Raw genomic sequence first — 14124 nt, 5'->3', positions numbered from 1 at the left:
CCACCACGTTGCGCCCGATCCGTGGACACGACGTGAGGCGGGACCGCTAACCTCGAGCGCATGAGCGACTGGCCCCAGGTGCGACTGCACGTCGTGACCGGCAAGGGCGGCACCGGCAAGTCGACGGTCGCCGCTGCCCTCGCGCTCGCCCTGGCCAGCACCGGCAAGCGGGTGCTCCTCTGCGAGGTCGAGGGACGCCAGGGCATCGCGCAGCTCTTCGACGTACCGCCGCTCCCCTACGAGGAGCGCCGGATCGCGGCCGGCCTGCCGAGCACCGAGGGCGGGCAGCCCGGCGAGGTGCACGCGCTGCACATCGACGCCGAGTCGGCCTTCCTGGAGTACCTGGCGATGTACTACAAGCTGGGTCGCGCCGGGAAGGCGCTCGACCGCTTCGGCGTCATCGAGTTCGCGACGACGATCGCCCCCGGCGTCCGGGATGTCCTGCTGACCGGCAAGGTCTTCGAGGCGGCCAAGACCGACCGTCGCAAGGGCACCTCGTCGAAGGACCGTCGCGGCTACGACGCGATCGTCCTCGATGCCCCGCCGACCGGCCGCATCACGCAGTTCCTCAACGTCAACCGCGAGCTCGCGGGGCTGGCCAAGGTCGGTCCGGTGAAGGCCCAGGCCGACACCGTCATGACGCTCTTCCGGTCGCCCCAGACCGCGGTGCACCTGGTCACCGTGCTCGAGGAGATGCCGGTCCAGGAGACCGCCGACGGCATCGCCGAGCTGCACCAGGCGAAGCTTCCCGTCGGCGGCGTGATCGTCAACCTGGTGCGTCCGCGCGACCTCGACGAGGCGGACCTCGCCTCGATCCGCAGCGACACCGTGGACCGCGGCGCGATCGCGACGGAGCTCGCGGGCGCCGGCGTCGCCGGCACGGACGCGCTCGTCGACGGCCTGCTCTCCGAGGCCCGCGACCACGCGGAGCGCCGTGCCCTCGAGGACAGCCAGCGCGCCCTGGTCCAGGAGATGGGCACCAAGGTCTACGAGCTCGGGCGGATCGCCGGCGGACTCGACCTCGGCGCGCTCTACGAGCTGGCCGGCAGCCTCAGGGAGCAGGGACTCGCATGATCACCACGACGACGCGCGACTCCGCCCGGCTGGGCCCCCTCGCCACCTCACCCGGCGCTCCGGCAGCCGCGGCCGCGCTCGACGTCGACGCGCTCCTCAACGACCCGCAGACCCACATCCTCGTCTGCTGCGGCTCCGGCGGCGTCGGCAAGACGACGACGTCGGCGGCGCTCGCGCTGCGCGCCGCCGAGCTCGGCCGGAAGGTCGTCGTCCTCACCATCGACCCCGCCCGCCGACTGGCCCAGTCGATGGGCATCGAGCAGCTCGACAACACCCCGCGGCCCGTGCCGGGGGTCGGCGGCACCGGCTCGCTCGACGCGATGATGCTCGACATGAAGAGCACCTTCGACGAGGTGGTGCTCGCCCAGGCCGGCCCCGAGAAGGCCAGGGCGATCCTGGAGAACCCCTTCTACATCGCGCTGTCGAGCTCGTTCGCGGGCACGCAGGAGTACATGGCGATGGAGAAGCTCGGCCAGCTGCACCGCGACTCGCAGGAGCAGGGCACCTGGGATCTCATCGTCGTCGACACCCCGCCCTCGCGGTCGGCTCTCGACTTCCTCGACGCCCCCGAGCGGCTCTCGAGCTTCCTCGACGGCCGCTTCATCCGCCTCCTCCTCGCTCCCGCGAAGGGGCCGGCACGGGTCATGGGCGCCGGCTTCTCGCTCGTCGTCAACGCACTGACGAAGCTGATCGGCGCGCAGGTGCTCACCGACCTGAAGATGTTCGTGACCGCTTTCGACACGCTCTTCGGCGGCTTCCGGCAGCGCGCACAGCAGACCTACGCCCTGCTGCAGCACCGCGGCACGGCGTTCCTCGTCGTGGCGGCACCGGAGCCCGACGCGCTGCGCGAGGCGGCGTACTTCGTCGAGCGGCTGACCGGCGACCAGATGCCGCTCGCCGGCCTGGTCGTCAACCGGGCCAGCCCGAAGCCCGCGGGCGACCTCTCGGCCGATGCCGCGATGGCTGCCGCCGAGAGGCTGCGGTCCGGCACGCCGGGCGACGCCGCCGAGCTCACGGCGGGCCTGCTGCGGCTGCACGCGGACAGGGTGCGGATCGTCGAGCGCGAACGCGTCCTGCGCGCACGCTTCGCCACGGCCCACCCCGGTGTGGCGACGGCAGTCGTGCCGGCGCTGGCCGGTGACGTCCACGACCTCGACGGCCTGCGTCGCGTGGGTCAGCTCCTGGCCGACCAGTGAGGTCCCACCGCCGAAGGGCAGCCGTCAGGCGGTGACGCGCACGCCGGCGCTCTTCGCGGCGCGGAGCACATCGGCCCACGACGCGCCGGGGTTGTTGCGGAGCAGCGCACGGCGCTCGCGCTCGGTCATGCCGCCCCAGACTCCCCACTCGATGCGGTTCTCGAGGGCTTCGGCGAGGCACTCGGAGCGGACGAGGCAGCTGGCGCAGACCTGCTTGGCCTTGTTCTGCTCCGCGCCCTTGACGAAGAGCGAGTCCGGCTGCGTCTCGCGACACGCCGCCTGCATCGACCAGTCCTCAACCCACATGACCTGACCCCGTTCCGAGAAGAAGGGGTCCCCCAGTGAGCCCCATGTCTTTCCCCACATGCAACGTAGATCTGGACAGTTGGCCTAACCAGACACGAGACGACTAGACCGGGGTAGTCAGTTCGGACTAGTCCAACGGGCGCTCTCAGCCGGCTCCCGTACGCTGACGCCATGTCTGATCCCTTGGACGACGACCGCATTCCGCCCAACCAGGTGCTCGGACACCTGTGGGTGATGGCGCTCGTCTCGGTCGCCCTCGGCATCGTCGTCGCCGGCCTCGCCATCCCGTTCGCCGGCGTCCTCGGCTTCGCCGCACGGGACGTCTCCGACTCGATGAGCAACCTTCCGCAGGGGCTCGAGACGAAGCCGCTGGCGCAGGCCTCGCGCATCGTCGCGAAGGACGGCACCCCGATCGCCACGCTGTACGACGAGAACCGCGTCAACGTGCCGCTGACCCAGGTCGCGCCGGTGATGCGCGAGGCGATCATCTCCATCGAGGACTACCGCTTCTACCAGCACGGCGCGATCGACCTGAAGGGCACGCTGCGTGCCCTCGTCACCAACCAGGCGGCCGGCGAGACCGTCCAGGGTGGCTCGTCGATCACGCAGCAGATGGTCAAGCTGACCCTGCTGTCGCAGGCGAAGACCAAGGCGGAGCAGCGCGCCGCCGTGGAGGAGAGCGTCGCGCGCAAGATCAAGGAGCTGCGCTACGCGATCGCCTTCGAGCAGGAGCACAGCAAGGACTGGATCCTCGAGCGCTACCTGAACCTCGCCTACTTCGGCGACGGCGTCTACGGCATCCAGGCGGCCGCGCGCCACTACTTCTCGACCGACGCCAAGCGGCTCACGCTCGGCCAGGCGGCGCTCCTCGCCGGCCTGGTCAAGAACCCGGTCGGCTACGACCCGACGCGCAACCCCAACAAGGCGTTCGACCGGCGCAACATCGTCCTCGAGCGGATGGCACAGCTCCGCGCGATCCCGCTCGACAAGGCGAAGGCCGAGGCCAAGAAGCCGCTCGGCCTCGACATCACGGCCAACCGCAACGGCTGCATGTTCAGCCGCGCACCGTTCTTCTGCGACTACGTCGTCAACTACCTGCTGAAGGATCCGTCCCTCGGCACGAGCGTGGAGGAGCGCAAGGCGCTGCTCCAGTCCGGCGGCCTCACCATCAAGACCACCCTCGACCCGCGCTTCCAGGATGCGGCCGACGCGGCAGTCGAGCGTTACGTCTACCCCACCGACAACGCCATCGGCGGCATGGCGATGGTCGAGCCCGGCACCGGCGCGGTCCGCGCGATCGCCCAGTCGCGACCCATGGGCCTGAACACCAAGCGCGGCGAGTCGATGATCAACTACGTGGTCCCCAAGGAGTACGGCGGCTCCGGCGGCTTCCTGCCGGGCTCCACGTTCAAGCCGTTCGTGCTCGCGGCGGCGATCCGCCAGGGCATCCCGCTGACCACGACCTTCAACGCACCGCCCTTCCTTGACCTCCCGCAGGCCGACTTCGCCAACTGCCCCGGCGCCGGCAACTTCGTGGGCACGTGGCCGGTGCACAACGCCGGTGGCCAGAACGCCGGTGCCCGGAACCTCTACACGGGCACCGCCGGCTCGATCAACACGTTCTACGCACAGCTCGAGCGCAAGACCGGGGTCTGCGAGCCCTGGCAGATCGCCAACAAGCTCGGCGTCCACGTGCCCGTGCACGAGCGCCAGCCGGCGATGGTGCTCGGCACGTCGGTCACCTCGCCGCTTGAGGTGGCCGAGGCCTACGCGACGTTCGCCGCGCGCGGTGTCCACTGCGACGCACGTCCGGTGACCGCCCTGCTCGACGCCAACAAGAACGTCGTCAAGACCTACGCGAAGGACTGCACGCAGGTGCTGCCCAGCCCGGTGGCCGACGCGGTCGACGACGTGCTCCAGGGTGCGTTCAAGCCCGGCGGCACGGCGTACGGCATCCCGATCAGCCAGCCGACGGCGGGCAAGACCGGTACCGAGACGAAGTCGTGGGCGACCTGGCTGACCGGCTTCACGCCGAACCTCGCGATGTCGGCGTTCATCGGCGGCGTCAACAGCGCCGGCCACCCGATCTCCCTCAACGGCCAGTCCGTCGGCGGGCGCTACATCTCCAACGGCTCGGGTGCCGGCACGACCGGTCCCATGTGGTCCGCGGCCATGAGCGCGATCGCGCAGTGGCTGCCCGACCTCGACTTCCACAAGCCCGACAGCGCCGACATCAAGGGCGTGCTGGTCCAGGTGCCGTCGGTCGGGGGCATGAACCCCGACGACGCGCAGAAGGTCCTGGAGAAGGCCGGGTTCAACGTCACGATCTCGGGCGGCCAGGTCGACTCGAGCTACCCGCAGGGCACGGTCGCGTACACCAGCCCGGGCGGCGGAGCCACCACCGGCAGCGGCGACCTGATCACGATCTACATCAGTGACGGCACGCCGTACGTGAAGCCGAAGCCGAAGAAGACCAAGGGCGGCGACAAGCCGTCACCGACCAACGGGGGCGGCAAGCCCAAGCCAGGCCACTGAGGCACTGAGCGCGCAGGGGCGCGGACCACACAGGTCCGCGCCCCTTCGTGCGTGATCGCGTGCCCTCAGGCGGAGAGCTGCTTCTTCACCTCGGCGGCGACAGCGCCACCGTCGGCACGCCCCTTGACCTGGGGCTGGACGACGCCCATGACCTTGCCCATGGCCCGCGGCCCCTCGGCGGCGGCCCCGGTCTTCTCGATGGCGTCGGCGACGATCTTCGCGATCTCCTCCGTGCTGAGCTGCTCCGGCAGGTACGTCACGATGACGGCGAGCTCGGTGCGCTCCTTCTCCGCCATCTCCGTGCGGCCGGCCTCGTCGAACGCGGCAGCGGCCTCACGGCGCTTCTTCGCCTCGGTGGTGAGGACACCGAGGACCTGCTCGTCGGTGAGCTCGACCTTCTCCTTGCCCGCGACCTCGGCGTTGCCGATGGCGGTCATGATCATCCGGAGCGTCGCGGACGTGTCGGTGTCGCGCGCCTTCATCGCGGTGGTCAGGTCGGCGCGGAGCTTGTCCTTCAGAGCACTCATGGGGGCCATTGTGGCAGCCTTGCCGGCATGTCCCCCAGCGGTTTGCAGCTCGCTGGCGGTGTCCTGGCAGCCGGCGCGGCCGCCGGCGCCGCCCTGGCGACGTACGCCGCCTGCGAGGCGCGGGCGTACACGGTGCGGCGCGTGACGGTGCCGGTCCTCCCGGCGGGCCACGCTCCGCTACGGGTCCTCCACGTCAGCGACATGCACCTCACCCCGGGCCAGACACGGAAGCGCGACTTCGTCCGCTCACTCGTCCACCTCGCGCCGGATCTCGTGGTCAACACCGGCGACAACCTGGCGCACATGCGCGCCGTGCCGTTCGCGCTCGACGCCTTCGCCCCGCTGATGGAGCGGCCGGGTGTCTTCGTGCTGGGCTCCAACGACTACTTCGACCCGGGCGTGCGCAACCCGTTCCGCTACCTGCTGCCCGACGACGGCGTGCGGCACACCGACGGCGCCCAGCTGCCCTGGGGCGAGCTCGTCTCGGGGTTCGTGGACGCTGGCTGGCTGGACCTCTCCAACCGGGCGGGCCGGCTGAGGGTCAACGGGGAGGAGATCGCCTTCGCCGGGCTCGACGACCCCCACATCAGCCGCGACGACCTGGCGGCAGTCGGACCGGCGCCCCGTGACGCCGACCTGCGGCTCGGTGTCGTCCACGCGCCGTACCTCCGCGCGCTGGACCGGTTCACGGAGCAGGGCTACGACGCGATCATCGCCGGGCACACGCATGGCGGGCAGGTCTGCCTCCCGTTCTACGGCGCGCTCACCACGAACTGCGACCTCGAGCCGGCCCGGGTCAAGGGTCTGCACCGCCACCCGGCCGACTCCCTCCCCGGCGACCCCGGCTCCGCGTGGCTCCACGTCTCGGCGGGCCTGGGGACCAACCCGTTCGTCCGCTTCCGCGTCGCCTGCCGGCCCGAGACGACCCTGATGACCCTCGTCGAGCGCTGACCCTCCCCGCCGAGACGGGGCCTGTGCCGCGCCGAGACGAGGCTCGTGCCGCACTCACACAGGCCCCGCGCAGACCCGATTTCAGGGCATGGCTCCGGACCCGGTATGCTCCACTGCTCGTGAGCCCAAGTGGTTCACGATCGGGCTGTGGCGCAGTTTGGTAGCGCGCTTCGTTCGGGACGAAGAGGCCGCAGGTTCAAATCCTGTCAGCCCGACAGGTCGAGGGGCCGGATCCGCGAGGGTCCGGCCCCTCACTGCATCTTCTCCGGTGCGCGAGCGGCCGATCCGGGCCCCGGCCGGGGCTAGTGTCGCTCCATGGAGTGGACCGCAACCGCCATCAGCGCCGACGTCCGCGCGGGGCACCTGACGGCACGCGAGGCACTCGAGGAGGCGCTCGCCCGGATCGAGCGCACGGCTGGTGTCACCGAAGGATGGCAGGTGGTACGCCGCGAGGCGGCCCGCGCCGAAGCCGACCTGGTCGACGCCCGCGCCGACCGCGACGCGCTGCCGCTGGCCGGCGTACCGGTCGCGATCAAGGACAACATCCCTGTCGCCGGCGAGCCGATGCGCTGTGGCTCCCGCGCCACCGACGACGCGCTGCAGCCCGCCGACCACCTGCTGGTACGCCGCCTGCGCGATGCGGGAGCCGTCGTGGTGGGCCTGACCCGGGTCCCCGAGCTGTGCATCTGGGGCGCCACCGACTCCGCCTTCGGGATCACCCGGAACCCCTGGGACACCAGCCGGACCCCGGGCGGGTCGTCGGGCGGCACCGCCGCCGTCGTGGCCGCGGGCGACGTGCCGATCGGCCACGGCAACGACGGCATGGGCTCGATCCGGATCCCGGCGGCCGCCTGCGGCCTGGTCGGCATCAAGCCCGGACGAGGCGTCGTGCCGCGTGACACCGAGACCTCCGCCTGGAACGACATGGCCGAACAGGGTCCGCTCGCGACCACGGTCGCTGACACGGCGCTGATGTTCTCCGTGCTCGCCGGCGATCCGTCGTACGCCCAGGTCGAGGAGCCCTGCCGGCTGCGGATCGCGATCTCGACCAAGGCGCCCGCGCCCGGCATCCCGGTCGCTGCCGCATGGCGAGCAGCGGCCGAGGACACGGGTCGGCTCCTCGCGCAGGTGCACGAGGTCGCGCGGCGTACCCCGAGGTATCCGGCCACGCTGATGACCTCGACCGCCCTGGCGCTCTGGACCACCGGCTCGGCGGAGGAGGCGGCCCTGCTCGCCGCCCCCTCGCTGATGGAACGGCGCAACAAGGTCCACACCGGGCTCGGGCGGGCACTGGCGGGGCGCGGGCTCCCCACGCCGGGTCCCCGCGAGGCCTGGCGCCGGATCGCCGAGGAGTTCTTCCAGGACGTCGACGTGCTCGTCACGCCGACCCTGGCCCAGCCGCCTGTCAAGGCGCGCGACTGGCATCGCACCGGCTGGACCCGGACCATGCTCGCCAATGCCCGCTATGCCCCCTTCGCTGCGCCGTGGAACGTCGCCGGATGGCCGGCGATGAGCGTCCCGGCTGGCCTCGACGCGGGAGGTCGCCCGGTCGGCGTCCAGCTCGTCGGCCGGCCCGGCTCCGAGCGAACCCTGCTCGGCGTCGCCGCCCAGATAGAGCGGCTCCGTCCCTGGCAGCGCGTCGCACCGGTCTAGCGCGGCACAGGCCCCGTCTCGGCACACGCCCCGTCTCGGCACAGGCCCCGTCTCGGCACAGGCCCCGTCTCGGCACACGCCCCGTCTCGGCACACGCCCCGTCTCGGCACACGCCCCGTCTCGGCACAGGCCCCGTCTCGGCACACGCCCCGTCTCGGCACACGCCCCGTCTCGGCACAGGCCCCGTCTCGGCGGGATGCGCGTGGCAGGCTTCTGCCATGCGGACGCTGATCGTCGTACGGCACGGGAAGTCGGACTGGTCCGGCGACGAGCCCGACCGCGAGCGGCCGCTCGCGAAGAGGGGACGCCGCCAGCTGCCCGCGTCAGCCGCATGGATCGCGGAGCACCACCCGGTGGTCGACCTCGCCGTCGTCTCCCCAGCACTGCGCGCGCAGCAGACCTGGGACGTCGTGGCGGAGTCGCTCGACGGCCAGCCCGAGGTGGTCACCGACGAGCGCGTGTACGCCGCGTGGGGACGCGACCTCGTCCCCCTCGTCCGGGCGCTCCCCGCGACCATGACGACGGTGGCCCTGGTCGGCCACAACCCCGGCCTCGAGGAGCTCGTCGCCGAGCTGACCGGCGAGGGCGTGGAGCTGCCGACGTCGGCGGTCGCCGTGCTCGCGTTCGCCGACGGCTGGACCGGCGACGCGCGGGTCGTCGCGCACGGCCGACCGCCCGAGGATCGGCGAACCGAGCAGTAGGCACCGATCCCGCTCCGACGATCGGTGCCTGCTGACCGGTTCGCGGCGGGCCCGGCGCACAAACCGGTGGACGCAGGTCGGACAATGGTTGCCATGTCCACCGTCACCGCCTCCGCACGGGCGGTGAGCGAGCGACGGCGCTGGGCGATGCTGGCGGTGAGCACGGCGGCGCAGGCGGCCGCGAGCGTCGCGATCAACGGCGCGGCGTTCCTGATCCCGGTGCTGGTGCACGACCGGGGGCTGAGCCTCACGCAGGCCGGCACGGTCGCCGCGCTTCCGCTGATCGGCGTCCTCTGCACCCTGCTGCTCTGGGGCGCCGCGGTCGACCGGGTCGGTGAGCGCGCGGTCCTGCTCGCGGGCCTCGGCGGCACGGCGCTGGCGGGTGTCGCCGCGACCGCCGTGCACGGCACCGCCGCACTGGGGGCCTCGCTGTTCGCCGCCGGGGCCTTCGCCGCCAGCACCTCGAGCGCCGGCGGGCGCGTGGTCGTGGGCTGGTTCCCGCCCGAGCGCCGTGGGCTGGCGATGGGGATCCGGCAGATGGCACAGCCGGCCGGCGTCGGCATCGCGGCCGTCTCGATCCCGGTGGTCTCCGCCCACGAGGGAGTCTCGGCGGCACTGGCCGTGTCGCCGGTGGTCGCCGCTGTCGCGGCGCTCGCGGTCGCGGTCACCGTCGTCGACCCTCCCCGTCCGGAGCGGGCCGTCGAGCACACCGCCAACCCCTACCGCGGCAACACCTACCTCGCGCGCATCCACGTCGCCTCCATCCTGCTGGTGGTGCCGCAGTTCCTCGTCTGGACCTACGCGCTGGTCTGGCTCCTGGACGACCGCGGCTGGGATCCCGGCACCGCCGGTCTGCTGGTCGCCGGCACCCAGCTGCTCGGCGCCCTCGGCCGGATCGCCAGCGGCCAGCTCTCCGACGTGGTCGGCGGACGCATGCGGCCGATGCGCTGGATCGCCGTGGCCGCGGTCGTCACGATGGCGCTCCTCGGCCTCACCGCCTGGCTGGGGTGGGCGGTCAGCATCCTCCTGCTGACAGCCGCCACCGTCATCACCGTCGCCGACAACGGCCTTGCCTTCACCGCCACGGCCGAGCGCGCGGGGCCCTACTGGAGCGGCCGGGCCCTCGGCCTCCAGAACACGGCGCAGTACCTCACCGCCGCCCTCTGCGCACCGGTCGCGGGCGCGAGCATCACCCACGTCGGCCACCCGGCGACGTTCGCCCTGTCGGCCCTCTTCCCACTCGCGGCGATCCCGCTGGTGCCCGTGCGCGGCGAGAGGCCGCTCGCGTGAAGGGCCTGCTCGCCGACGTCCGGCCGCTGCGCGTGCCCGCCTACCGCCGTCTCTTCACCGCCAACCTGGTCAGCATGGTCGGCGCCCAGCTGACCGTGGTCGCGGTCCCCGCACAGATCTACGCCCTCACCGGCTCCAGCGCGTACGTCGGCCTGACCGGCCTCTTCGGCCTGGTCCCGCTCGTGGTGTTCGGCCTCTGGGGCGGCGCGCTCGCCGACCACCTCGACCGCCGCACGATCCTGCAGGTCACGACGCTCGGCCTGATGGCGACGAGTGCTCTCTTCTGGCTCCTCGCCGCGACGGGTACGGCGGGGCCGTGGTCCCTTCTGGCCGTCTTCGCGGTCCAGCAGGCGTTCTTCGCGGTGTCGTCCCCGACGCTCGGCGCCGTGCTCCCGCGACTGCTCCCCGAGGAGCTCCTGCCCGCCGCCAACGCGCTGGGCATGACCGTGTTCACCGCCGGCGCCGTGGCCGGACCGCTCCTCGCGGGCGTGCTGCTCCCCCTCACCGGCTACGCCTGCCTCTACGCGATCGACGCGCTCTTCCTGCTGGCGCCGCTCTGGGCGGTGAGCAGCTTCCCGCGGATGCCCGTCGAGGGTGTCAGCGGGAGCCCGGGCCTGCGCAGCGTCGTCGACGGCTTCTCCTACCTCGCCACACAGCCGGTGCTCCTGATGTCGTTCGTCGTCGACCTGATCGCGATGGTCTTCGGCATGCCGCGGGCGCTCTTCCCGCAGCTGGCCGACCAGGCATTCGAGGGCCCGCACGACGGCGGCGGCTTCGCGTTCGCGCTGCTCTTCGCAGCGATCCCCGCGGGAGCGGTGGTCGGCGGCATCCTCAGCGGCTGGGTCTCCCGGGTCACCCGCCAGGGCGTCGCGGTGGTGGCGGCGATCGTCGTGTGGGGCCTGGCGATGACCGGTTTCGGCATCGCCTGCCTCTTCGCCGCGTGGTCGCCGCACGTGGTGATCTGGGTGGCGGCCGCGTTCCTGGCGGTCGGCGGCGCGGCCGACATCGTGTCGGCGGCGTTCCGCACCTCCATGCTGCAGACCGCCGCGACCGACGAGATGCGGGGCCGGCTGCAGGGTGTCTTCGTGGTCGTCGTGGCCGGGGGGCCGCGCATCGCGGACGTGGCACACGGCGGGGCTGCCGCGCTGACCGGCGCAGCTGCCGCGGCGGCGGGCGGCGGCGTACTCGTCGTGGCACTGGTGGTGATTGCGTCAATCGCGGTCCCAACGTTTGTGAATTACCGCGTCACCGGCGCAGGCGCAGGGCGTTGAGCGATATGACCGTCGTCACAATTCGCCCTGCCAAGGAGTGCCCATGCGCCCCGACCCGCGCCTCCTCCGCCTCGGAGTCTCCAGCGCCGTCGCCCTGACCACCGTCCTCGCGGCGGCGTTCGGCGGGCTCGGCAGTGGCAGCGACGCCGCCGCTCCGGGCAACCCGGTCGGGTCCATGCACGAGGTCGCCGGCACGCTCGCCGCGATCCACGCGGCCGCCGACCACGACGAGAACGACCTCACGGTCAAGAACGCGCTCAGCCGCTCCCCCGAGGCGGCCCTGGTCACCGACCCGACGACCGACGCGCAGCGCGCCGCCTCCGAGGCGTACGTCGAGTCCGAGCGCGCCATGCCCGACCCGCAGCTGACCACCGCCACCCTCGGCCGTCCCCGCCTCGCGGTCCCCGAGGACCGCTACGCGATGGCCGGCGGCTGCTACACGCTCAACGGCAAGCCCTACCTCTTCCAGGCCACCGACCTGGGCAGCTACCTGCTCTACACGCCGGACCGGAAGTTCCTGGGCGTCACGCTCCTCGGCGGGGTCACCCGCGTCGACAAGCCGTCGACGACGACCGACTGGACGGTCCAGCGCACGAGCTCCGGCGGCTTCACCTTCACGCTGGCCAACGGCAAGGCGCTGCACCGCACGCTGACCGGCGGCCTCTCCACCGGCACCGCCTCGGCCTTCCCGCTGGCGCGGACCACGGGCTGCACGGCGTACCCCGAGGTCGACGTCGACATCAGCGGCGGCCCGTTCGCCGGCACCAGCTCCTTCCAGGAGGTGCGCGGCTACGTCGACCCGCACACGCACGGCATGAGCCACGAGTTCCTCGGCGGTCGCGTGATCTGCAGCCCGCCGTGGCACCGCTACGGCGCGCCGTACGCCCTCGTCGACTGTCCGGACCACCAGGTCGCCAACGGCAAGGGCGCGGTGCTCGACGACTTCCTGGCCGGCCGGGCTCCCGGCACCGGTCACGACCCCGTCGGCTGGCCGACCTTCAAGGACTGGCCCAACCCGCACTCGCTGACCCACCAGGGCGTCTACTGGAAGTGGCTCGAGCGCTCGTGGCGCGGCGGCCTGCGCGTCTACACGAACCTGCTCGTCGAGAACAACGTGCTCTGTGAGCTCTACCCGCTCAAGAAGAACTCCTGCAACGACATGGAGTCCATCCGCCGCCAGGCGAAGGACATGTGGAAGATGCAGGACTACATCGACGCGCAGTACGGCGGCCCGGGCCGCGGCTGGTACCGCATCGTCACCGACCCCTTCCAGGCCCGTCAGGTGATCAACAGCGGCAAGCTCGCGGTGATCATGGGCATCGAGACGTCCGTGCCGTTCGGGTGCAACGTGGTCGCCGGGCAGCCGACCTGCTCCCAGCAGCAGCTCGACGCCGGCCTCGCCGAGGTGAAGGCGATGGGCGTGCGCCAGATGGAGATCACCAACAAGTTCGACAACGCCCTGACCGGCGTCGCGGGCGACGAGGGCACGACGGGCACCATCACGAACCTCGGCAACTTCATCAACACCGGCTCGTTCCTGCAGATGCGGACCTGCCCGTCGACGTACGACGAGGACGAGCACGACAAGCTGCAGGGCCCGCTCACCGCCCCGGAGGGCGCCCTGCCCCAGCAGGACGCGATCTTCGGGGCGATCGGCGAGCTCTACGGGCTCGGCGGCACCCAGCCGGTGCCGGCGTACCCGCCGGGCCCGCACTGCAACGCCCGTGGCCTGACCGACCTCGGCAAGCGCCTGCTCAACGAGATGATCGACAACGGGATCCTCTTCGACCCCGACCACATGAGCGTCAACGGCCGCAACGCCGCCCTCGACCTCTACGAGAAGGCAGCCGCCGACGGCCGCCACCCGGGGATCCTGTCCAGCCACTCGTGGTCGACGCCGGACGCCTACCCGCGGATCTACAAGCTGGGCGGCTTCGTCACGCCGTACGCCGGCGACTCCCCCGGCTTCGTCGACAAGTGGAGGCAGCACCTGGGCTGGGCGGACCCGCGCTACTACTTCGGCTTCGGCTACGGCGCGGACATGAACGGCTTCGGCGCCCAGGGCTCCCCGCGCGGCGCGAACGCGACCAACCCGGTGACCTACCCGTTCACCGGCCTCGGCGGCGTGACGGTCGACAAGGGCGTCAGCGGCCAGCGCGTGTGGGACATCAACACCGACGGCGTGGCGCAGTACGGCCTCTACCCCGACTGGATCGAGGACGCCGCGCACGTCGCGGGCACCGAGGGCGTGGGCTTCAAGGAGGACATGAGCCGCGGTGCGGAGGCGTACCTGGAGATGTGGGAGCGCGCCGTCGGCATCGCACCCGACGCGTGCCGCAACGCCGACCAGCGCCGGAGCGTGGACGCCTTCCGTGCGGCGGTCAGCACCGGCATGACGACCCGACAGGTGCTGGACGCGGTGGGCCAGCCCTACGAGCGCCTCGGCCACACGTACACGACCTGCGCGACGGACCGCGACGGTTCCGCTGCCCGGATGGCCGTGGACTTCTCGGCGGCCGGCGTCGTCACCGGCGTACGACGGGTCGGCTGAGGCCCCGACTCCGGCGAGCCAGCCGGACCCGGACGCAACGGCCGCCGCTCCTTCCCCCGAGGAGCGGCG

Annotated in this window: 11 protein-coding genes and 1 tRNA gene; 10 read left to right on the top strand and 2 right to left on the bottom strand. The window is 72.1% G+C overall.

Annotated features, from left to right (window positions below):
* Positions 1–60: 60 nt before the first annotated feature.
* Positions 61–1074 carry an ATPase BagA gene (bagA, locus tag Q5722_RS08680; RefSeq protein WP_305027815.1) on the top strand — a complete coding sequence of 338 codons (1014 nt, stop codon included), beginning with the start codon at positions 61–63 and terminating at the stop codon, positions 1072–1074.
* Positions 1071–2270, top strand: coding sequence for an ArsA family ATPase (gene bagB / locus Q5722_RS08675; RefSeq protein WP_305027814.1), 1200 nt, complete (start codon positions 1071–1073; stop codon positions 2268–2270). Before bagA ends, bagB begins: the two co-directional genes overlap by 4 nt.
* A gap of 24 nt (positions 2271–2294) precedes the next feature.
* Here bagB and Q5722_RS08670 read toward each other — a convergent pair whose 3' ends face one another.
* Positions 2295–2576: a WhiB family transcriptional regulator gene (locus Q5722_RS08670; protein WP_305027813.1), complete on the bottom strand. Its 282-nt coding sequence runs from the start codon at positions 2574–2576 to the stop codon at positions 2295–2297.
* Between the two features lie 171 nt (positions 2577–2747).
* Between Q5722_RS08670 and Q5722_RS08665 the strand changes: the two genes are divergently transcribed.
* A complete protein-coding gene (locus Q5722_RS08665; protein WP_305027812.1) occupies positions 2748–5111 on the top strand; it encodes a penicillin-binding protein in 2364 nt (787 codons plus the stop codon).
* Positions 5112–5176: 65 nt separating this feature from the next.
* Here Q5722_RS08665 and Q5722_RS08660 read toward each other — a convergent pair whose 3' ends face one another.
* Entirely contained in the window at positions 5177–5638 is a 462-nt protein-coding gene (locus tag Q5722_RS08660; protein ID WP_305027811.1) for a GatB/YqeY domain-containing protein, read from the bottom strand.
* A gap of 27 nt (positions 5639–5665) precedes the next feature.
* Here Q5722_RS08660 and Q5722_RS08655 point away from each other — a divergent pair, with 27 nt between their 5' ends.
* From Q5722_RS08655 to Q5722_RS08625, 7 genes are all read left to right on the top strand, one after another.
* Positions 5666–6589, top strand: coding sequence for a metallophosphoesterase (locus Q5722_RS08655; RefSeq protein ID WP_305027810.1), 924 nt, complete (start codon positions 5666–5668; stop codon positions 6587–6589).
* 141 nt (positions 6590–6730) lie between these two features.
* Positions 6731–6804 (top strand) — tRNA-Pro (locus Q5722_RS08650).
* Positions 6805–6904: 100 nt separating this feature from the next.
* The gene (locus Q5722_RS08645; RefSeq protein WP_305027809.1) at positions 6905–8242 is read left to right on the top strand and encodes an amidase; all 1338 of its coding nucleotides are present in this window, start codon (positions 6905–6907) and stop codon (positions 8240–8242) included.
* A 218-nt stretch (positions 8243–8460) separates the two neighbouring features.
* Positions 8461–8943, top strand: a complete 483-nt coding sequence (locus Q5722_RS08640; RefSeq protein ID WP_305027808.1) for a SixA phosphatase family protein — start codon at positions 8461–8463, stop codon at positions 8941–8943.
* Between the two features lie 93 nt (positions 8944–9036).
* Positions 9037–10233 carry an MFS transporter gene (locus Q5722_RS08635; protein ID WP_305027807.1) on the top strand — a complete coding sequence of 399 codons (1197 nt, stop codon included), beginning with the start codon at positions 9037–9039 and terminating at the stop codon, positions 10231–10233.
* Positions 10230–11504, top strand: coding sequence for an MFS transporter (locus Q5722_RS08630; RefSeq protein ID WP_305027806.1), 1275 nt, complete (start codon positions 10230–10232; stop codon positions 11502–11504). Before Q5722_RS08635 ends, Q5722_RS08630 begins: the two co-directional genes overlap by 4 nt.
* Positions 11505–11547: 43 nt before the next feature.
* The gene (locus Q5722_RS08625) at positions 11548–14055 is read left to right on the top strand and encodes an amidohydrolase family protein (protein ID WP_305027805.1); all 2508 of its coding nucleotides are present in this window, start codon (positions 11548–11550) and stop codon (positions 14053–14055) included.
* Positions 14056–14124 lie beyond the last annotated feature (69 nt).

The sequence above is a fragment of the Nocardioides jiangxiensis genome, assembly GCF_030580915.1.
Lineage (GTDB): Bacteria > Actinomycetota > Actinomycetes > Propionibacteriales > Nocardioidaceae > Nocardioides > Nocardioides jiangxiensis.
The sequence above is the reverse complement of the archived record's forward strand: the minus strand, read 5'-3'. Positions and strand labels throughout refer to the sequence as shown.

What these genes read in the sequence shown, in the direction of transcription:
- Q5722_RS08625 (WP_305027805.1), top strand. Translation starts at nt 11,548, where the DNA reads ATGCGCCCCGACCCGCGCCTCCTCCGCCTCGGAGTCTCCAGCGCCGTC.
- Q5722_RS08655 (WP_305027810.1), top strand. Translation starts at nt 5,666, where the DNA reads ATGTCCCCCAGCGGTTTGCAGCTCGCTGGCGGTGTCCTGGCAGCCGGC.
- Q5722_RS08645 (WP_305027809.1), top strand. Translation starts at nt 6,905, where the DNA reads ATGGAGTGGACCGCAACCGCCATCAGCGCCGACGTCCGCGCGGGGCAC.
- bagB (WP_305027814.1), top strand. Translation starts at nt 1,071, where the DNA reads ATGATCACCACGACGACGCGCGACTCCGCCCGGCTGGGCCCCCTCGCC.
- Q5722_RS08660 (WP_305027811.1), bottom strand. Translation starts at nt 5,638, where the DNA reads ATGAGTGCTCTGAAGGACAAGCTCCGCGCCGACCTGACCACCGCGATG.
- Q5722_RS08640 (WP_305027808.1), top strand. Translation starts at nt 8,461, where the DNA reads ATGCGGACGCTGATCGTCGTACGGCACGGGAAGTCGGACTGGTCCGGC.
- Q5722_RS08665 (WP_305027812.1), top strand. Translation starts at nt 2,748, where the DNA reads ATGTCTGATCCCTTGGACGACGACCGCATTCCGCCCAACCAGGTGCTC.
- Q5722_RS08670 (WP_305027813.1), bottom strand. Translation starts at nt 2,576, where the DNA reads ATGTGGGTTGAGGACTGGTCGATGCAGGCGGCGTGTCGCGAGACGCAG.
- Q5722_RS08635 (WP_305027807.1), top strand. Translation starts at nt 9,037, where the DNA reads ATGTCCACCGTCACCGCCTCCGCACGGGCGGTGAGCGAGCGACGGCGC.
- bagA (WP_305027815.1), top strand. Translation starts at nt 61, where the DNA reads ATGAGCGACTGGCCCCAGGTGCGACTGCACGTCGTGACCGGCAAGGGC.